The sequence below is a fragment of the Arcobacter sp. L genome (assembly GCF_000284235.1).
Classification (GTDB): Bacteria; Campylobacterota; Campylobacteria; order Campylobacterales; family Arcobacteraceae; genus Aliarcobacter; species Aliarcobacter defluvii.
The window spans coordinates 2,088,630-2,108,327 of the sequence record NC_017192.1 but is presented as its reverse complement, the minus strand read 5'-3'; the positions used below and the strand labels follow the sequence as shown (position 1 = coordinate 2,108,327).

The 19,698-nt window shown below is 26.4% G+C and carries 18 protein-coding genes; 16 read left to right on the top strand and 2 right to left on the bottom strand.

Features of this window, described 5'->3' with window-relative positions:
- The 5 genes from ABLL_RS10405 to ABLL_RS10385 all read left to right on the top strand — a co-directional run bounded on the left by ABLL_RS10405 (position 1) and on the right by ABLL_RS10385 (position 4,633).
- Positions 1-600 carry a lactate utilization protein gene (locus tag ABLL_RS10405; protein WP_014474762.1) on the top strand — a complete coding sequence of 200 codons (600 nt, stop codon included), beginning with the start codon at positions 1-3 and terminating at the stop codon, positions 598-600.
- Between the two features lie 79 nt (positions 601-679).
- Positions 680-1,600 (top strand): manganese-dependent inorganic pyrophosphatase, encoded by a 921-nt coding sequence (locus ABLL_RS10400; RefSeq protein ID WP_014474761.1) that lies wholly within the window; start codon positions 680-682, stop codon positions 1,598-1,600.
- Between the two features lie 155 nt (positions 1,601-1,755).
- On the top strand, positions 1,756-2,331 hold the full coding sequence (locus ABLL_RS10395; RefSeq protein WP_014474760.1) for a superoxide dismutase: 576 nt from the start codon (positions 1,756-1,758) through the stop codon (positions 2,329-2,331).
- A 34-nt stretch (positions 2,332-2,365) separates the two neighbouring features.
- Entirely contained in the window at positions 2,366-3,151 is a 786-nt protein-coding gene (locus ABLL_RS10390; RefSeq protein ID WP_014474759.1) for an AraC family transcriptional regulator, read from the top strand.
- Between the two features lie 180 nt (positions 3,152-3,331).
- Positions 3,332-4,633, top strand: coding sequence for a 2-isopropylmalate synthase (locus ABLL_RS10385; RefSeq protein WP_014474758.1), 1,302 nt, complete (start codon positions 3,332-3,334; stop codon positions 4,631-4,633).
- A gap of 22 nt (positions 4,634-4,655) precedes the next feature.
- Here ABLL_RS10385 and ABLL_RS10380 read toward each other — a convergent pair whose 3' ends face one another.
- Positions 4,656-5,717 carry an agmatinase family protein gene (locus tag ABLL_RS10380; protein WP_014474757.1) on the bottom strand — a complete coding sequence of 354 codons (1,062 nt, stop codon included), beginning with the start codon at positions 5,715-5,717 and terminating at the stop codon, positions 4,656-4,658.
- Between the two features lie 163 nt (positions 5,718-5,880).
- On the opposite strand from ABLL_RS10380, the gene ABLL_RS10375 reads away from it, so the two are divergent.
- The 3 genes from ABLL_RS10375 (at position 5,881) to ABLL_RS10365 (ending at position 9,772) form a co-directional block, all read left to right on the top strand.
- Positions 5,881-6,354 carry an RNA polymerase sigma factor gene (locus ABLL_RS10375; protein WP_014474756.1) on the top strand — a complete coding sequence of 158 codons (474 nt, stop codon included), beginning with the start codon at positions 5,881-5,883 and terminating at the stop codon, positions 6,352-6,354.
- The gene (locus ABLL_RS10370; RefSeq protein WP_014474755.1) at positions 6,355-7,332 is read left to right on the top strand and encodes a FecR family protein; all 978 of its coding nucleotides are present in this window, start codon (positions 6,355-6,357) and stop codon (positions 7,330-7,332) included.
- Positions 7,333-7,435: 103 nt separating this feature from the next.
- Entirely contained in the window at positions 7,436-9,772 is a 2,337-nt protein-coding gene (locus ABLL_RS10365; protein WP_014474754.1) for a TonB-dependent siderophore receptor, read from the top strand.
- A gap of 250 nt (positions 9,773-10,022) precedes the next feature.
- Here the strand turns inward: ABLL_RS10365 and ABLL_RS10360 are convergent, their stop codons facing one another.
- Positions 10,023-10,676: a methyltransferase gene (locus ABLL_RS10360; RefSeq protein ID WP_014474753.1), complete on the bottom strand. Its 654-nt coding sequence runs from the start codon at positions 10,674-10,676 to the stop codon at positions 10,023-10,025.
- A gap of 327 nt (positions 10,677-11,003) precedes the next feature.
- Here ABLL_RS10360 and ABLL_RS10355 point away from each other — a divergent pair, with 327 nt between their 5' ends.
- From ABLL_RS10355 to ABLL_RS10320, 8 genes are all read left to right on the top strand, one after another.
- Complete coding sequence (locus tag ABLL_RS10355; protein WP_014474752.1) at positions 11,004-12,269, top strand: hypothetical protein; 1,266 nt, start codon at positions 11,004-11,006, stop codon at positions 12,267-12,269.
- Between the two features lie 87 nt (positions 12,270-12,356).
- Positions 12,357-12,680, top strand: a complete 324-nt coding sequence (locus tag ABLL_RS10350) for an antibiotic biosynthesis monooxygenase (RefSeq protein ID WP_014474751.1) — start codon at positions 12,357-12,359, stop codon at positions 12,678-12,680.
- A 9-nt stretch (positions 12,681-12,689) separates the two neighbouring features.
- Entirely contained in the window at positions 12,690-13,775 is a 1,086-nt protein-coding gene (locus ABLL_RS10345; protein ID WP_014474750.1) for a DNA alkylation repair protein, read from the top strand.
- The gene (ybaK, locus tag ABLL_RS10340; protein ID WP_014474749.1) at positions 13,759-14,226 is read left to right on the top strand and encodes a Cys-tRNA(Pro) deacylase; all 468 of its coding nucleotides are present in this window, start codon (positions 13,759-13,761) and stop codon (positions 14,224-14,226) included. Before ABLL_RS10345 ends, ybaK begins: the two co-directional genes overlap by 17 nt.
- 89 nt (positions 14,227-14,315) lie before the next feature.
- Complete coding sequence (locus tag ABLL_RS10335) at positions 14,316-17,501, top strand: NAD-glutamate dehydrogenase domain-containing protein (protein WP_014474748.1); 3,186 nt, start codon at positions 14,316-14,318, stop codon at positions 17,499-17,501.
- Positions 17,502-17,571: 70 nt separating this feature from the next.
- Entirely contained in the window at positions 17,572-17,778 is a 207-nt protein-coding gene (locus tag ABLL_RS10330; RefSeq protein ID WP_014474747.1) for a hypothetical protein, read from the top strand.
- Positions 17,779-17,894: 116 nt separating this feature from the next.
- On the top strand, positions 17,895-18,377 hold the full coding sequence (locus tag ABLL_RS10325) for an outer membrane beta-barrel protein (protein ID WP_014474746.1): 483 nt from the start codon (positions 17,895-17,897) through the stop codon (positions 18,375-18,377).
- Between the two features lie 16 nt (positions 18,378-18,393).
- Positions 18,394-19,695, top strand: coding sequence for a SagB family peptide dehydrogenase (locus ABLL_RS10320; RefSeq protein WP_014474745.1), 1,302 nt, complete (start codon positions 18,394-18,396; stop codon positions 19,693-19,695).
- The last annotated feature ends 3 nt before the right edge of the window (positions 19,696-19,698 follow it).

Genomic DNA, 19,698 nt, shown 5'->3' with positions numbered 1-19,698 from the left:
ATGAAAGAGTTTTTAGAAGTTTTAAAATCTTGTGGTTATGATGCACATTTTGTAAAAGATAAAGCTTCAGCTTTATCTTTGGCTAAAACATATATAAAATCAGATATGAGTGTTGGTCTTGGTGGAAGTGAAAGTGTAAAAGAGATAGGTTTACTTGATTATTTACTAAATAATAAAGAAATCACTTTATATAATCAATATGAAGCTGGTATTTCAATGGAAGAAAATATCAAAAGAAGAAGACAAGGTTTAGTTTCTGATATTTTTGTTTCAAGTACAAATGCAATCACAAAAGACGGAAAACTTGTAAATGCAGACGGAAGTGGAAATAGAGTAGCTGCACTTTGTTATGGACCAACAAATGTATTATTAATAGTTGGAATTAATAAAATAGTTGATACTTTAGAAAATGGTTTTAAAAGAGTTATGGAAGTTGCAGCTGTTAAAAATATAAACCGAATAAACAACAAAGCAATAGAAATGGGCAAAGAACCAAAATATAATCTTGAAAATATTGCAAATAAATTTTCTTGGATTAAAGGTGATGATATAAAAGGAAGAATAATTATAATCCTAGTTGATGAAGAGTTGGGATATTAAGAGTAATTTTTTTATTTAAAAGTAACATAACTTCTTTTTAGATAAAATGCCCAAAAATAAAAATATAGGACTTTATAAAATGGCATTATATACATGTGGACACATTATTCCTGATTCTGACTCAATTTGTTCAGCAATCTCTTTAGCATATTTATTAAATAAAATTGGACGTCCTGCAACTCCTGCACGTCAAGGTGAACCAAATCCTGAAACTAAATATATTTTAGAAAGATTTGGATTTGAAGCACCAGTTTTAAAAACATCTTTTGCTGGTGATGAACTGTTTATCACTGATTATTCAGATGTTGCACAAGCTCCTCAAGAACTTGATAAAACAACAATCGTTGGAATTGTTGACCACCACAAATTAGGTGATATTACAACTTCAGCACCACTTGAATGTTGGATTAGACCAGTTGGTTGTACAAATACAATCGTAAAAGAGATGTATGATTTCCATAAAGTTGAAATTCCTGCAAACATCGCTGGAATTATGATGTGTGCGATTTTATCTGATACAGTTATTTTTAAATCACCAACTTGTACAGAAACAGATATTAAAGCTGTTAGAGAATTAGCAGCTATTTGTGGTATTGAAGATTTTGGTGCTGTTGGTATGGAAATGTTTAGAGTAAAATCAGCAGTTGCAGGAACTCCAATAAGAGAGCTTGTAATGAGAGATTATAAAAACTTTGATATGCATGGGTCTAAAGTTGGTGTTGGGCAACTTGAAGTTGTTGATGGGAGCGTTTTTGATGCAATTAAAGATGAATTAATGGCTGATATTAAAAAAGTAAAAGAAGAGCAAGGATTACATACTGTTGCTTTACTTTTAACTGATATTATGAAAGAGGGAAGTGAAGTATTAGTAACTTCTGATGATGCAACAATCTTTGAAAAAGCATTTAACTGTAAACTTGAAGATGGAAAAGTTTGGTTAGATGGTTGTTTATCAAGAAAAAAACAAATTATTCCTTTCTTAGAACCTGCATTTGCTTAAATTTTAGATACAAAGCTAATTTTGGCTTTGTATCTAAAAGTAACTAAATAATAAAAAATATCCATAGAAAATTTTTAAATACTATCTTAAGTAAAAAAAAATAAAAAAAGTAGTATCCTAGAATTGATGAAAAAATTTTAATAAAGGATATAAAAATGAAACACGAATTAATGACTTTACCTTATTCTATGGACGCTTTAGAGCCATGTATGTCAAAAGAGACTTTAGAGTTTCATTATGGAAAACATCACCAAACTTATGTAAATAACTTAAATAATTTAATTGCTGGTACAAAATTTGAAGATTCTTCTTTAGTAAACATTATTTTAGAATCAGATGGTGGTATTTTTAATAATGCAGCACAAGTTTATAATCACGACTTTTTTTGGAATGGTTTAACTCCAACTCAAGGTGCAATTCCAACTTCTGTAGAAGAAGCTTTAACAAAAGCTTTTGGAAGTGTAGATAAATTTAAAGAAGAGTTTACAGCAAAAGCTGTTAGTCATTTTGGTTCTGGTTGGGCTTGGTTAGTTCAAGATGAAAATCAAAATTTAAAAGTTATATCAACTTCTAATGCTCAAAATCCTCTATCAGACAATCTAAAACCTATTTTAGTATGTGATGTTTGGGAACATGCATATTATATAGATGTAAGAAATGCAAGACCTAAATTCTTAGAAAACTTCTGGAAACTTGTAAACTGGGATTTTGTAGCACAAAATCTAGGATAAAAGGAAGTATGGATTTTTCCATACTTTTTTATAAATGAAATCAGATATTTTTAAAAACTCAAAATTAGACTTTATAGAGTTACGATATGTAGAAGATATCGAAGATTGTGTAAAGATGCATTTACATGAAGAACTTACAATCACTGCAATAAAAAAAGGTTCATTAAAGCTTATTTTCAATGATACTTTTATTGAACTAAAACCAAATGAAATAGCTATCATAAATAGTCAAATTCCTCATAGTGCAACAACAAATGAAAAATCAAAAGATGGATATGTTTTGTACTTGAAAAAAGATTATTTAAAGAATTTAGATTTTAATTTTTCATCAGCTTTTGAGTTAATCAAAAATAAAAATATCTATAAAAGTTTTATAAAATTATGTGATTGTTTACTTGATATTAAAGTTTCTTTGATAGAAAAAGAAGAGAATCTTTATCTATTTTGTCTTGCATTTTTCTCTTTTGAACAAACAGAACAAAACTATAAAGAAGAATCAACTTTAGCAATGAATATAAAAAAATATTTAGATGAAAATTATCTTGAAGAGTTTATCTTAGATGAGTTAGCTTTGAAGTTTGATTTAACAGTTGTTCATCTAATACGAGTATTTAAAAAAGAGTTTGGACTTCCAATTCACTCATATATTTTAAATAAAAAAGTTCATCTTGCAAAAGAGTTATTGTCTTCAAATATCTCTATATCTCAAATAGCACAAAATAGTGGTTTTTTTGACCAAAGTCACTTAAATAGAAGTTTTAAAAGAATCTTTCAAATTACACCAAAAGAGTATCAAAAAAATATATTTTCAAAATGTTAATTTTGTACAAGATTTTATTTTTTGTAAAAGTTATAATTTGCAAAATTTAAAAAGGAGTTTATCATGGATGTAAATATTATAAAACAAATTATCTCTTTTTCTCTCCTCTGCCTCAAAACTTTCTAATACTAAAAACATAAAAAAACAAATCAAAAAACAAAAATTATAACGGAGTAAACCATGAGTTTCAAAAAATATCAACAATATCCAATTGTCAAAAATTTCAAAAGAGAGTGGGCAGATAAAACTATAACCAAAGCACCAATTTATTGTAGTGTAGATTTAAGAGATGGAAATCAAGCTTTGATAAATCCTTTAACGGTTGAGCAAAAATTGGAGTATTTTAAAGCTTTAGTAAAAATGGGCTTTAAACAAATAGAGGTTAGTTATCCAAGTGCTAGTGATACGGATTTTAACTTTACTAGAAAATTAATAGAAGAGAATTTAGTGCCTGATGATGTAGCTATTCAGATTTTAATTCCTGCAAAAAAAGAGTGGATTAAAAAAAGTGTAGAAGCTATGAAAGATGTAAAAAATGGAATCTTTCATTTATACAATCCAACAAATGAGTTTCAAAGAAGAGTTGTTTTTCAAAAAAGCGATGATGAGATAATTCAAATGGCTATTGAAGCTATGCAATATTTAGTTGAACTTACAAAAGATTTTAAAGGAAAAGTAACTTATCAATATTCACCAGAAAGCTTTTCTCAAACAGATTTAGAGTTTGCAGTAAAAATTTGTAATGAAGTTATAAATGTGGTAAAACCAACAAAAGAAAATAAGATGATAATAAACTTACCAAATACTCTAGAAGCTTGTACAGCAAATGTTTATGCAGATAGAATAGAGTGGATGTGTAAGAATTTACACAATCGTGAAGCTTTGATTATTAGTGTTCATCCTCATAACGATAGAGGAACTTCTGTGGCAAGTGCAGAGTTAGCCGTACTTGCAGGAGCAGATAAGGTTGAAGGAACTTTATTTGGAAATGGGGAGCGAGCAGGGAACTTGGACATAATAAATTTTGCTTTTAATATCTATTCACAAGGAATTGACCCAAAACTTGATTTATCAATAATTGATGAGGTAAAAGCCATGTACGAAGAAAAAACGCAACTTTTTGTACATCCAAGACATCCATATGTAGGTGATATGATATTTACTGCTTTTAGTGGTGGACATCAAGATGCTATAAAAAAAGGAATAGATTTTTATAGACAAACAAATAGTCAAAAGTGGAATGTACCATATTTACCAATTGACCCAAAAGATATAAAAAGAGGATATGAAAAAGTAATACGTGTAAACTCTCAATCAGGAAAAGGTGGAGCAAGTTTTATAATAAGTGAATTTTTAGGAATAAATATGAATAAAGATGAAGCTATAAAATTTGGTTTTGTTATAAAAGAAGAATCTGATAGATTGAAAAGAGAGTTAGAAAAAGAAGAAATAATCGAATTATATAAAAAGTTAAATAGTTAAAAGTAAGTTTTAAAACTTACTTTTATTTGTATTCGATTTTTCCTTGACTTGCAAGTAATGCACCACATAATTGGTATAAAACACGTGAACCAACATTTGCATCCCAACCATCAAGACTATCTCCAACTTCACAAAGGTCAAATCCTATGATGTTTTTCCCAGATTTTACAATCATAAATATAAGATGTTCTAACTCTCCATATCTTAATCCACCTGGAACTGGAGTTCCAGTATTTGGACAGTTTAATGGCTCTAACCCATCAATATCAATTGATAAATAAACATTTTGAGGAAGTTGATTTATATATGGTGCAAAAACTTCTTCAAGTGATTTTCCGCTAGCAAGTTGGGCTTGCATTAAAGTATCATATAAACAAGCACCTTTTACTCCATATTCAATCATTCTAGTTGCTTCTTCTTTACTATAATCACGAATACCAACTTGAACAAGATTTGAAACTTTTTTGCACTCTTTCATAACGTTATAAAAGATTGAAGCATGAGAGTAAGTAAAACCTTCATAAGCTTCTCTTAGGTCATGATGAGCATCAACATGTAAAATTCCAAAATTTTCAGTTTGTGTGTCACTTAAAGCTTTGATAAGTCCAAGTGGGCAAGAGTGGTCACCACCAACAACAGCTACAAACTTACCATCTTTTAATTGTTCAAGAGATTTTTCATAAACTGAAGAGTTTAGTGTAGCTGAAGCTTCATTTACATATTTTAGTGCTTTTTTATTTGTTTTTCCATCTTCAAGAGCTTCGATTACTTTTAAAGCTTTTTTTCTAGCTTTGTTACTTAGTTTATGTAAACTTTTATCAGTTTCAAGCATAGCAATACCAGCAGTATATGGTTTGATATAGTGGTAGTTTTCAACGTCAAGTTGATGGCTTGAAGTTCTCATCGCATCAGGTGCATTTGCAGTTCCCTCTCCAAATGAAACAGTAGCTTCCCAAGGGACTGGAACTAAAACTAAACTAGCTTCTTTTGGGTCTAATCTTCCACCGATAAATCCATCACCTTCAACTGGAGGTAATCCTAACTCTAATACTTTTATCTCTTCTTCTAAAGTTCTGTATGACATAAATTTTCCTAATACAATATATGATATTTTTTGATTTTGAATTATAGAATAATTAAGGAAATAGTTAAGTTAATTAGAAAGTTATTTGTCTTGATTCAAATTTTTTAAAAATATTTTTAAGAAGTATTATGATAATGTCTATCAAAAAACTTTAGGTGTGTAGATGCTCAAATACTATAATGAACTTTTGTATTTTGCCCAGAAACAAGTAGGTGATAGGGAAAAAGCAAAAGATATAATACAAGAAACTTATATCAAACTTCTTGAAATTAAAGATAAATATAATATAAATAATGAACGTGCATATCTATATAAAATAGCAAAAAATATAGTAATCAACGAAGTTTTACAAAATCAAAAAATGCCAAGAACAGAATATGAGGAGAATTTTCACATCTCACCAATCTATGAACAACCAGAAGAAGTATTAATAAAAGAAGATCAAGAGAAGATTTTTATGCAAATATTAGAAGATCTTTCGCCTCGAGTTAAACAAGCTTTTATTTTATATACTATTGATGGTTATAGTAGAAAAGAAATAGCTAAAATTTTAGATATAACATCAAATGCAGTTGAAAAACTCATAAAAAGAGCAACAATAAAAATAGAAGAAGAACTAGCAAAGAGAGGATTTTAAGTGAATATAGAAACTAAAATCAAAGAAGAAGCAATTTATTGGCTTGCCTGTGAGAAAGAGGGATTGGAAAAAAATCAAAAAGTAGAGTTTGAAAATTGGATAAAAGAGGAGATTAATAAAAAAATATATAATCGGATGAAATTTGTTCATCAAATGGCTAAATCAATATCAAAAGAAAATGCACAAAATTTAAGTGATAAAGTTCATTTAGAAATAAGAAAAGAAAAATTTTTAATTAAAATAAAATACTTTTCAAGTGTAGCTGCAATTTTACTAATAGTTTGTTTTTCAGCTTTTAAAATCTATGATAATAATTTTGCTGTTCAATATTCAAATTCATTTATGACAGATAAAAATAGCTTAAAAAAACAACTTCCTGATGGTTCAAGTATCTTTATTGATGCAAAAACAAATCTAAATATAGAGTTTTTTAATGGAAAAAGAGAAGTAACTTTAAAAGATGGAAGAGTTATGTTTGAAGTTGCAAAAGATAAAAATAGAGTATTTATCATAAAAAGTGGGGAGATAAATATAGAAGTAGTTGGAACAAAGTTTGAAGTAATACACAAAAAAGATACTACAACTATAAACGTGGAAGAGGGTATCGTGAAAACATACTATTCTAAATATTTTTTTGATAAACAAAATGAAAAATTGCTTACTAAAAGCAATAGTATAACTTATTCAAATTTCCAAGGGGATATAAATAATCAAGAAAAAATCAATCCAGAAAAAATAGCTCTTTGGAGAGAAAATCTTATAGTTTTACATAAAACAATTCTAAAAGAAGCATTGGAAGAATTTTCAAAATATAGTGATATAAATATCTATTTTTTGTCAAAAGAACTTGAAAACTACTCAATAACAGGAGAATTTTATTCAACTCAACTTGATATATTTTTGAAAACAATAACAAAAATATATCCTATCAAAATAGACAAAAGTGATAAAGAAATAAAAATTTCAAAGAAATTTTAAATTTTCTTTGAAATTTATGTCCGTTTTTCTTTTAAATTTTACTCTTATGTAATTAAGAATGATTATTAAAATTGTTTTATAATACACAAGGAGAAAATTTAGAATGAATTTATTCAAAAAAAGCTTATTAAGCCCTGCGGTCGCTTTGCTTTTATATTCAAGTGCAATGGCGGATGACTTGACTTATTCAATAGAAAAACAATCTTTAAAAGATGCTATAGAAACTATTTCAAAAAAATCAAACACTCCATATATCGCAAATAGTTCATTTTTAGATGGTAAAACTTCTAATGCTATAAAAAATATAAAAGGAACAAAAAATGCCTTAGATGAGGTATTAAAAAATAGTGGTTTAGAAGCTGTAATGGAAGATGGTGCGATTATTATAAAGAAAAAAGTAGTTGTTGGAAGTGGAACTGTACTTGAAGAAGTAAATATAAGTGAGGGGATTTATCTTCCAAGTGGAACAACAGAAGGAAGTGGTTCTTATACTACAGGAAGTACAAACACCGCTACAAAACTTGACTTATCTCTTAGAGATACTCCACAAACAGTATTAGTTTATACAAGACAAAAGCTTGATGACCAAAATATTAAATCTATAGATGAATTATTGTCAAAAATTTCAGGAGTTTCCATGAATAGAGTAGATGAAAGATTAAATGTATCAGCACGAGGATTTGATGTTGATTATTATTTGTATGATGGAATACCAACTTCTTTAATTGATTCAAATGACCCTGATTTAATTGTGTATGATAGAGTTGAAATTGTAAAAGGTGCAAATGGTCTTATGACAGGTGCAGGAAATCCTGCCATGGGAATGAACATCATACGAAAACATGCCAATGCTAAAGAGTTTACAGGAAACATAGATTTAAGGGCAGGTTCTTGGGATGATTATAGTGCTTCTTTAGATATTCAAACCCCATTAAATAGTGATAAAACCATACGAGGAAGATTTGTAGCAAAACATGAAGATACTAAATCATTTTTAGACTTTTATGAAAAAACAAATGACATTTTCTATGGTGTAGTTGATATAGATTTAACAGATATTACTTATCTATCTTTGGGTGTAAGTTATGAAAATATTCAAAGAGATGGAACAAGATGGGGTGGATTACCAGCTTTTTATAGCGATGGTTCAAAAACGAATTTTAGTCGTTCTAAGAATGTTGGATCAGATTGGACATATTGGGATGATAGAACAACAACTTATTTTGTAGATTTTAAGCAATATTTTTATAATGATATATCTTTAAATTTGGGATATTCAAGTAGACACATGAATAAAGATATGCTAGGTACATATTTCTCTGGATTAGTCGATAAGGAAACAGGAGTAGGAATTGGAGATATTACTACAGGTCTTTGGAAAAAAAAAGATGAAGAGAATAATTTAGATTTATATACTTCAATTCCATTTGAACTAAAAAAATTAGATCATGAAATAATCACAGGAATTTCATATAATAAATCTGATACGAAAGAATATGATTTTGTAACAGATAATGTTTCTTCAAGTATTATAAATCCTACAATAAACTTTAACCATATTAATATATTAAATCCATATTTACAACTAAATACTTCACCAGCTGATAAAATAGTACAAAAAGCTTACTATATAGCAAGTAGATTTTCATTAATGGAATATTTAAAACTAATTGCTGGAGTTAGAGTTTCATCATGGGAGTATGAAAGTGATAACGGGAATTCTAATAGAAAATTTGATAATGAACTTGTACCTTATGTAGGATTAATTTATGATATAGATAATAATCATTCAATTTATGCTAGTTATACAACTATTTTCAAACCTCAATCATCAAGAGATGCAGATGATAAATTTTTAGACCCAATTAACGGAAAAAATTATGAGAGTGGAATCAAAGGAGAGTATCTCGATGGGCATTTAAATACTTATTTATCAGTTTTTAGAATCGAACAAGATGGAGTTGGAGAAAGTACAGGACAAATAAATTCAAATGGAAATGATATTTCAGTTGCAAAAAAAGGTGTTACAAGTAAAGGATTTGAAATTGGTGCATCTGGAAAAATTACTGATGATTTTAGTTTAGATTTTGGACTTGTAAATTTTGAAGCTAAAGATGCAAATGGTGAGAAATTTACTACTACAAACTCAAGAACAACTGCAAATGTATGGGCTAAATATGTGATTGATAATTACAGAGCTGGGGCAGGATTGAACTATAAAAGCAAATTTTATTCAGGAAGCGGTGCAACACAAATCACTCAAGATGCTTTTATAACTATTGATTTAATGGCAGGATATAAAGCAAGTAAAAGCTTGAATTTTCAACTTAATATCAATAATATTTTTGATGAAGAATATTATGAAGGACTTTCAGATGCAAATAATTTACTTTATGGAACACCTAGAAATTTCACGGTTGGGATGAAATATAGCTTTTAAAATATAAAGGAAGATTTCTTCCTTTATAGATTTAATTATGGGTTTTAATATATTAAGTTTTCCTAAAAACTGATTATTCAACAACAAAACAAAACATCAAATTTTCAGATATTTTGGAATCCATACTTAAGTTTATAAACACTTATAAGCTTAACTTCATAGCGCTGTGGATATATATTTATGTGTTCGTTTCCTTGTCACACAAATAATTATGAAAATTAGTCTTTTTCTTCAAATCCACAGGCTATTATTATCTTGTATATTTAAAAATTTTTCCTTTATATGGTTCATCTAAATAGTCTGTATTTATTGGCTCAAAAGAGAGACAAGAAAAACCATATTCTTCCATTTTATTTGTAAATTTTCTTTGATGTCCTCTATTTGGATTAACTAAGATAACTTTACATTTTTGATTTGCATGAGCATTTATAAAAGCTGATAATAGTTCAGCATGATTTCTTTCATATAGTAAATCACTACCTATTATAAGGTCAAACTTTCCTAATTTTTCTGTAAATTTATCACTCCAACTAGTTCTTACAAAGGGTATTTCATCATCTTGATTTAATTGAGTATTTATATCTAAAAAGTTTTCTGCTTCAGGATGATAATCTGTTGCAGTTATATCAGCATTAAGTCGATTTAGAACCAAACTTGAAAGTCCTATTCCACAACCAACTTCTAAAATTTTTTTATTTTTGAAATCATAGTCATAAATAAAATTAGCTAAAACTTCACTTGACGGCCAAAGAACGCCAAAAAGTGACCAAGATGCACTTGAAATACCTAGCTTTTCAGCTATTTTATCTTCATCTTTGTATTGTTGCCTATCTTTCAATGTCCTTAGATGAATATCATCTTCCCCAAACTCTATAGTTTGATATTTAAATCTAATATTTTTCATGGCGCTGGTAAGGCTCTAATATTTTTTCTAAATTTAACCATTTTATAGGTTTTATATTTTGTTTTTTCATCGCAATTCCTTAAATTTTTTTGGCTTAATAAAAAGTTTTATTTGTATAAAGTAGAGTTTATTTTTAGTTATAAATAAAAGAAAACAATATATTTACAAACTTATATATTGCCTTTGAATTGATTCTATCCTAAAATTTTTTTTAAAGCAAATTTATTTAAGTTTTTAATGACAAAAGATGTATTTTCAACAAAATTAATTTTAATTATAAAAATAAAATTGTGATAATATTAAAAGATTAAAATAGAAAGTAGAAATATGAGTAAATGTAGTTGTAAAGATTGTGATTTAGAAGTTTTTGAAAATAGTGATAAATGTATTTTACATTGTGAAAAAGATGATTGGTATAAACATAATAATTTTAATGTGAAAGATGAAAAGATTTTTATTAATATTTTTGGTTGTGTAAATAATTGGAAATTTTCATCTGAAAAAATTGATTTATTTTGGAATACTTTTAATAAAAAATTGAAAGAAAATATTGAAAAAAACTCTTTAAAATTTACTTTAGAAAATATAAACTTTCCTGCAATGGGTGTAAATAAAAGTTATATTGAAGTTGAACTATATAAAATAAAATATTTAGAGCTTAAAAATTGTACTTTTCTTGATATTGTTGATATAAGTAATCTTCTTACTGTTCAAAATTTTGAAGTTAATCATTGTAAGTTCAAAGAAAATGTATTTTTTAAAGAAAAAATTTTTAAAGGGCAATTCTTCTTTCAAAGTAATGAAGTATTTAAAAATATTGATTTTTTTAATATTGAGTTTAATGGAACTTGTTCCCTCTCAAATAATAAATTTAAAAATGAATTAACATTTAACTATGTAAGATTTAATGATTTAGTAATATTTAATAATAGTGAGATTGAAGATTTGTTTTTCAAAAATACTTTTTTTAGAAAAGAGACAAATTTTTTAGATATGACACTTTCAAAAGTTGGAAGTAGGGAAACAGCAAGAATAATAAAAGATTCATTTGAAAAGCAAAATAATATTATAGAAGCAAATAAATTTTATGCTTTAGAAATGAAAGAAAGAGAAAAAGAGTTAAGTCCTAAAAAAGATTTTTTTGAATGGTTAGTTTTTAAAATTCATGGAATTTCTTCAAATCATTCTCAAGATTGGACTTTGGCTTTATTTTGGATATTTATTGTTGGTTTTATAGCTTCATATTATGATTTTAATTTGATTCAAAATAGTAAAGCTGAATATATTCATTATAATTTGTCATCAATTTTTAAAACAATAGGTTTAATATTTATTATTTTATTTATAGATAGATTGTGTAAGATAAAAGATAAATTTATAAACATAAGCTATTTTATAATTAGTTCTTATTTGATTTATATTTATGCAACAGAAGATTATTTACTTAGTTTATTTTCACAAACAATAAATCCCTTTTCTGTAATGAAAACAAATGACCCAATTAATGGTATTCAACTATTCTTTAAAGTAATAATAACTTATCTAATCTATCAATTTATTATCTCTATTCGTCAAAATACAAGAAGAAAATAGATGATAATAAAATCTTTCAAAATGAAATATATTTTATTTGAAATACTATTTTACACTACAATAAAATAAATTTTAAAAGGAAAAAAGATGTTTGGAGTAATATTTGAAGTTGAAATTAAAGAAGATAAAAAAAATGAATATCTAAATATAGCAGCTATTTTAAAAGAACAGTTAATAAAAGAAGAGGGATTTATATCTATTGAAAGATTTCAATCATTAGTAAATGAAAATAAACTTTTATCTTTATCTTTTTGGGAAGATGAAAAATCTATTTTAAATTGGAAGAAAAATCTTGACCATTTTTCTGCACAAAAAAAAGGTAGAGAGTCAATTTTTAAAGATTATAGAATAAGAGTTGTTGAGGTAAAAAGAGATTACACTTTAGAATCTAGTGATTTTAAATTAAATTAGAAGAAGAAAATGGCAGAACAATTAAAAAATTTATATTCAAAAGAGTTTATTGATAAATTAGCAAATAAACTATTTTTAACCTACGCAAAATTTGAAAAAGAAAAGTTTATAAACTCTATCTTTGATAATACTTGGCAAGATTTAGAACTAAAAGCAAGGATGAGACATATAGCTTTTACTTTGCATAAATTTTTACCTTTATCTTATAAAGAACAATTAGAAATACTAAAAAAAGTAAAAGAGGATTTTGGTGGACTTGAAGCTATGGTTTTTCAAGATTTTGTTGAGGTTTTTGGTCTTGATAATTTAATAGAATCATTAAAAGCTTTAGAAATTTTTACTATAAATTCAAGTAGTGAGTTTGCAATAAGACAGTTTATTTTGAAATATGAAGATAAAACGATGGAGCAAATGAAACTTTGGGCAAAGTCACAAAATGAACATCTAAGAAGATTAGCTAGTGAAGGGTGTCGTCCAAGACTTCCTTGGGCAGTTGCTTTGCCAAAATTCAAAAAAAATCCTACAAAAGTTTTGGAAATAATAGAACTTCTAAAAAATGATTCTTCTAAATATGTTCAAAAATCTGTAGCAAATAATCTAAATGATATTTCAAAAGATAATCCAGATTTGGTGATAGATTTTGTGAAAAATAATCTAGGAGTTTCAAAAGAACTTGATTGGATTTGTAAACATGCAAGTAGAACTTTACTTAAAATTGGTGATGAAAAAATTTTGAAATTATTTGGCTTAGAAAAAGTAAATCATATTAATATCACAAATTTTTGTTATGATAAAAAGGTGAAATTAGGAGAAGATTTGACTTTTTCTTTTGAATTAAATTCAAATAAAAATATTGGAAATATTAGAGTTGAATATGCAATTGATTATTTAAAATCAAATAAAACTCATAATAGAAAAATTTTTATGATAAGTCAAAATGAGATAAAATCATTTTCTAAAATCTTTATAAAAAAACAGAATTTTAAAAATATGACAACAAGAAAACACTATGAAGGAAAACATTTTATTTCTTTATTGATAAATGGTGAAGAGTTTGTAAAAGAGGAGTTTTTTGTTTATGACGCCAGCTATTAATTTACTTAAAAAAAACAAATGTGATTTTAAAATACACAAATATGACCATGACCCAGAATGTACAAATTTTGGAGAAGAAGCTGTAGAAAAATTAGGATTAAATGCCTTACAAGTTTATAAAACTTTACTTGTTGAATTAACACCAAAAGAGTTAGTAGTTTGTGTATTACCTGTAGCAAATCAATTGAGTTTAAAAGAAGTAGCAACTGCTTTTGATGTTAAAAAAGCCGTAATGGCAAATAAAGATGAAGCACAAAAAATTACAGGTTATTTACTTGGAGGAATTTCCCCTCTAGGGCAAAAAAAACAACTAAGAACAGTTTTAGATGATAGTGTAAATAGTTTTGATACAGTTTTTGTAAGTGGTGGAAAAAGAGGACTTGATATAGAAGTTAAACCCAAAGATTTACAAATATTATTAAAAGCAAAAGTTACAAAAATCACAGCATAATCATATGAATTTAATAATTATTTTTTAATAGATATTTAAGATATAAAAGGTAGTATCATATATAAAATCTTCTTTAAGGACTTGAATATATGACTACACACGATATAAATGCAATTTGTTCACAAATTTTAACATCTGATGATTTGATAGTAGAAGAAGAACTTTTTCAAAAAGTTTTAAAAGATAAAATAGTAACTAAAATTTTAGATAACAAAGGTTTGAAATATATAAAGATTTTCTCTAAAGAGCAACTTTTTTTATCTCATATAACACCTCTTTTACATAATATTGGTTTTGAAATAATCGATGAAGTGACTTATAATGTTATGAATAAAAAAGAGATGATTTATATTTCAAGATTTAATCTTTTTAATCCAGATTTACAAAAAATTGAAATTGCAAAAAATAATATTGAAGATATTATAACTTATACCTTACAAGATTCGACAGTAAAACACTCAAAAGCTTTTTCTTTAGTATATGAAGAAAATCTAAATTTGAAAAAAATAAATATTTTAAGAGCATTTATAGAGTATATAGGGCAAGCAGTTTTGACTATAAATACAGCTGCAATTTTAAATACTCTTACACTTCATCATGAAATTACAGCACTTTTTGTGGAGTATTTTTTGAATAAATTTGATCCAAAAATAAAAAGTAAAGAAAAACTTCTTGAAGAAATTGAAACTAAAATTAAAGATAAAATAAAACTTGTACCACAAATTTTAGATGATAGAATTTTAAATATCATGGTTTCATTTTTAAAAGCACTTTTAAGAACAAACTATTTTTTAGATAAAGAGACATTAGCTTTTAAAATTGATACAAAAACTTTTGCAAAAGATTTAAAAGGATTACAACCAAATATAGAAAATTTTATATATCATAGAGATTTTTATGGAATACATCTACGAATGACGAAGGTTTCAAGAGGAGGACTTCGATGGTCAGATAGACATGATGACTATCGACAAGAGATAAAATCTCTTATGATTACTCAAGAAGGAAAAAACTCTATTATTATTCCTGATGGAGCTAAGGGTGGATTTGTAATAAATAAAGATTCAAGTGAAATTTCAAAAGAGTATTTTACTCAAATTTATTCACTGTTTATAAATGCAAATCTTGATTTAGTTGATAATATGATAGACGGAAAAATTGTAAAGAATCCAAATGTTGTTTGTTATGATGAAGATGACGCTTATTTTGTAGTTGCAGCTGATAAAGGAACTGCTGCTATGAGTGATGTTGCAAATGAAATAGCAAAACAAAGAAAATTTTGGTTAGGTGATGCCTTTGCAAGTGGTGGAAGTAATGGTTTTGGACATAAAGATTTAGGAATTACTGCACGAGGTGCAATGGTTTCAACGAATAGATTTTTTATAGAAGAGGGCATTGATATTCATAAAGATGAAATAAGTGTTGTTGGGATTGGTTCTATGAGTGGTGATGTTTTTGGAAATGGAATGATGGAATCAGAAAACTTCAAACTTGTTGGAGCAATTTCACAAAAAGAAATTTTTATTGATCCAAATCCAAATATTGAACTTGCATATAAAGAGAGAAAAAGACTTTTTGAATCTCGTGATGGTGGTTGGGCAAATTATGATTTATCTTTGATTTCAAAAGGTGGTGGAGTATTCAAAAGAAGTGATAAACAAATTGAATTAACATCAGAAATACAAAAACTTATAAAATGTACAAGAAAAACAATCTCTGGGGAAGAGTTGTGTAAAAAACTTTTAACATTAGATGTTGATTTACTTTTTAATGGAGGAGTTGGAACTTATGTAAAAGCAAGTGATGAAAATAATCTTGATTTGGGTGATAAACAAAATGAAGCTGTAAGAGTAGATGCCTGTGATTTAAAAGCAAAAATTGTATGTGAAGGTGGAAATTTAGGATTTACCCAAAAAGCAAGAATTGAATATGCTTTAAATGGTGGAAGAATTAATCAAGATGCAATTGATAATGCAGGTGGTGTTAATACATCTGACCATGAAGTAAATTTAAAAATTTTATTAAATATCATAAAGAATCAAGGGATATTAAATGAAAAACAAGCAAATGAAACACTTCATTCTTTAACAGAACAAGTAGTTCAACTTGTTTTAAAAAGTAATTATGACCAAGCTTGTGTAATCTCAATAGATGAACAATTTTCAAGAAAATATCCAAATGATTATATAAAATCTATAGAAGTTTTAGAAAATAATGTAGAAGCCTTTAATAGAAGAGATTTTTACATACCTAAAAATGAAAATTTAAGTGATATTATAGATATAAATGGTTCTATTGTAAGACCTGTTTTAGGTTCTCTTCTATCATATAGTAAAATTTTTATCAAAAAAATCATACTTGATTCAACTTTAGTTGATGAACAGTTTTCTTTACAATATTTATTTAGATATTTCCCTCAATCATTTGTAGGAGCTTATGAACAACAAATAGCAAATCATCCTTTAAAAAGAGAAATTATTGCAACTATGATGGCTGATATTGTGATAAATCATCAAGGTATTACTTTTCTTTCAGATTATGCAAAACTTGGAAATGAGAAATTTTTATTAAAAATAAAATCATATTTAGTTGTAAAATTACTTTTTGGTTCAAAAGAAATAAGAGAAAAAATTTATGCTCAAGATACAAAAATGAGTGTAGAACAACAATATAAACTGATAAATAAATTAGAATATATTTTGTATGCAAGTACAAAATGGATGGTTAAATATCTTCAAAAAAATCAGTTAGATTCAGTTCATATTTTAGACCATAAAGCAGAACTTTTTGCACTATTATCTGAGGTTCACAAACAAAAAGTAGAAATTCTAATACAAAATGATGATGAATTTAATAAATTTTATAGTGTGATTGATTATCTAAGATTTGCTATTGCTGCAATTATTATAAAAGAAAATACTCCCCATTCATTTAAAGATGTTATTGTTTTATTTTATTCATTAATCCATGAATTTAATATTTTAGAAATAATAGTAGAATTAAATAGAGTTAAAATTATAAATTCAACTGATATGGCTTTAAGAAATCAGATATTACAATTTATTGAATATATTGTTGTGCATTACACAAAAAAAATATTGGAATTTCAAAGAGTAAATGAAGCACCAGATATAGCTTTTACGAATTTTATAACTAATGAAAAAGATAAGTTTTATAAAATTAGAGATCATTTAGATATTTTTATGACTAAAGAAAATAAAGATATAAAAGATATTGCAATAACTGTTAATCAACTAATGGTCTCTTTAATATAAGTCTTACTTATGATTAGTATATAAAGTTTTTATTAGGTATACTTATTGAAAATTTAATAAAGGAGTTATTATGAGTAAATTAAATAATGGTGAACCAAGTTTAAATAAAATTGATGATTATAATGGGAATGAATCAAAACAAAAAAGAAATACAGTTAGATTAGTGATTATTCTTTGTTTAGTTGTTGGGGGATTAATAGCTTATTTCAAAGCGACTTCTGCACCAAGTGATTATGTTGGTACAAATGAACAACCAGGTATTTCTACTACAAAATAATAAATCTCAATATTTAAGAGCTAGAAATTCTAGCTCTTTTTTTTAGCTTTTAAATCTTTAAGTTATGATGATATATACTGCTGAAATTTTCATAAAAAATAAAAAAGGAAAAAAGAATGAAAAAAAGGTATGTAGCTATTTCATTATTAGCTAGTTTTATTACTTTATTAAATGCAAATGATTTTGATACAAAAATATCAGTAGGTGCAACATCTGCAAAACTTGATGGAGAAACTTATACTCAATATGGTTTAGGATATACAGCAAATACAACTTTAAATAATGGAATAATTTTAGGATTTGGAAATAGTGCTTATTATGGAAATGTAACAAGTGGAAAAGAAGTTACAACAGTTGATTTAGATTTACGAGCTGGATATGAAATATTTAATAATTTAACAGCTTTTGCAATAGGAACAGGTGTTTATCAATATTATGATGATAGTTCAGCAACTGGTCTTGGTTATGGTGGTTCTTTAGAGTATAAAATAACAGAACATATAGCAATAGAAGGTAGTTATAAAACTACAAATATGAGATATTCAACAAATGATTATGATTATGACACTTCAAATCTTGCTATAAAGTTCAACTATTAATGGTTGAACTTTTGATATGTTAGTCTCTTTAAATCAATACCACCAAAATACAAAGCACTCTTATTTATCAGTTAGAACTAATTCAAATCAAGTTGATTGGAATAATCCTCCCAATAGATTCAAAAACTATGCAGATAGTTATAAACGCATTCATTTAGATTCTAAAAATTCAAATTATAATTTTTTATATTTGATTTCTGGAATTACTGCAAAAAAAACATATCCGGGAATTGAATATTATCTAAGAGTAAATCCAAGTGCAGGAGCACTTTATCCTAATGAAGTATATTTTCAAGTAAGAAATATAGAAGGTTTTGAAGATGGAATTTATCATCTTGAAGTATCTAGTTCAAGTGTTGTTTTATTACAAACAATTAAAACAAATGAAGGAATAGAAAATCTTTTAGGTTTGGATTTTAGTATAGATGGTTTTGTATTTTTTATCTCTTCTTTATATTTTAGGTCTTCTTGGAAATATAAAAATAGAGCATTTAGATATTGTTTACTTGATGCAGGACATTTAATAGGAAGTATTGAAGCTAGTTCTTATTTGTTTGATAAAGAGTTTGAGATTTTATATGATTTTCCAAAACAAAAATTAAATGAATTTTTTTCTTTTGATGAAAAAGAGTTTTTTACATCTATTTGTTTGGTTGGAACAAAAAAAAATGATAAAAAAGATGAATTTTCTTTGATTCTTCCAACTCTTGATGGAAGTTCATATGATGAAGGGAAACTCTCATTTTTTGTAAAAAATGAATTAATTGAAAAAACTTATGATGATACTTTGAAAGTAAGAAATAGAAGAAGCCAAGAAAATAGAGCAATTTTCAATTTTCAAAAACAAAGATTTCAAGATACGATTTTTAATAGAAGATCAATAAGAGAGTTTACAAAACAAAGTATTTCAAAAATTCAATTTGAATCAATAATGAATGTTGTAAATCAAGCAATTACAAGTGATTGTGATGAGCAAGTTGATATTTTTTATACTATAAATAGAGTTGAAAGTTTAGAAATAGGGCTTTATAAAAATGGAAAACTTATAAAAAATGGAGATTTTTCACTAAAAGCTGGTTATTTATGTTTGGAGCAAGATTTAGGAAAATCAAGTGCAGTTACATTTTTTTTAGCTTCAAAAAGCCAAAATTATCAAGAAGCCTATCAAAAAGCTGGAGTAATCGGACATAGATTATATCTTGCATCAAACTATTTAGAGATAGGATGTAGTGGAATAGGGGCTTATTATGATGATGAAGTTTGTGAATTTTTAGAAGAACAAACAATGATTTTTTATGCACTTGCTATTGGTAACTAAGTC

Bases quoted from the DNA above. Each gene is read 5' to 3' on its own strand.
- ABLL_RS10365 (WP_014474754.1), top strand. From the start codon at position 7,436: ATGAATTTATTCAAAAAAAGCTTATTAAGCCCTGCGGTCGCTTTGCTT.
- ABLL_RS10360 (WP_014474753.1), bottom strand. From the start codon at position 10,676: ATGAAAAATATTAGATTTAAATATCAAACTATAGAGTTTGGGGAAGAT.
- ABLL_RS10390 (WP_014474759.1), top strand. From the start codon at position 2,366: ATGAAATCAGATATTTTTAAAAACTCAAAATTAGACTTTATAGAGTTA.
- ABLL_RS10355 (WP_014474752.1), top strand. From the start codon at position 11,004: ATGAGTAAATGTAGTTGTAAAGATTGTGATTTAGAAGTTTTTGAAAAT.
- ABLL_RS10325 (WP_014474746.1), top strand. From the start codon at position 17,895: ATGAAAAAAAGGTATGTAGCTATTTCATTATTAGCTAGTTTTATTACT.
- ABLL_RS10380 (WP_014474757.1), bottom strand. From the start codon at position 5,717: ATGTCATACAGAACTTTAGAAGAAGAGATAAAAGTATTAGAGTTAGGA.
- ABLL_RS10345 (WP_014474750.1), top strand. From the start codon at position 12,690: ATGGCAGAACAATTAAAAAATTTATATTCAAAAGAGTTTATTGATAAA.
- ABLL_RS10330 (WP_014474747.1), top strand. From the start codon at position 17,572: ATGAGTAAATTAAATAATGGTGAACCAAGTTTAAATAAAATTGATGAT.
- ABLL_RS10350 (WP_014474751.1), top strand. From the start codon at position 12,357: ATGTTTGGAGTAATATTTGAAGTTGAAATTAAAGAAGATAAAAAAAAT.
- ABLL_RS10395 (WP_014474760.1), top strand. From the start codon at position 1,756: ATGAAACACGAATTAATGACTTTACCTTATTCTATGGACGCTTTAGAG.
- ABLL_RS10335 (WP_014474748.1), top strand. From the start codon at position 14,316: ATGACTACACACGATATAAATGCAATTTGTTCACAAATTTTAACATCT.
- ABLL_RS10405 (WP_014474762.1), top strand. From the start codon at position 1: ATGAAAGAGTTTTTAGAAGTTTTAAAATCTTGTGGTTATGATGCACAT.
- ABLL_RS10400 (WP_014474761.1), top strand. From the start codon at position 680: ATGGCATTATATACATGTGGACACATTATTCCTGATTCTGACTCAATT.
- ybaK (WP_014474749.1), top strand. From the start codon at position 13,759: ATGACGCCAGCTATTAATTTACTTAAAAAAAACAAATGTGATTTTAAA.
- ABLL_RS10385 (WP_014474758.1), top strand. From the start codon at position 3,332: ATGAGTTTCAAAAAATATCAACAATATCCAATTGTCAAAAATTTCAAA.
- ABLL_RS10375 (WP_014474756.1), top strand. From the start codon at position 5,881: ATGCTCAAATACTATAATGAACTTTTGTATTTTGCCCAGAAACAAGTA.
- ABLL_RS10320 (WP_014474745.1), top strand. From the start codon at position 18,394: ATGTTAGTCTCTTTAAATCAATACCACCAAAATACAAAGCACTCTTAT.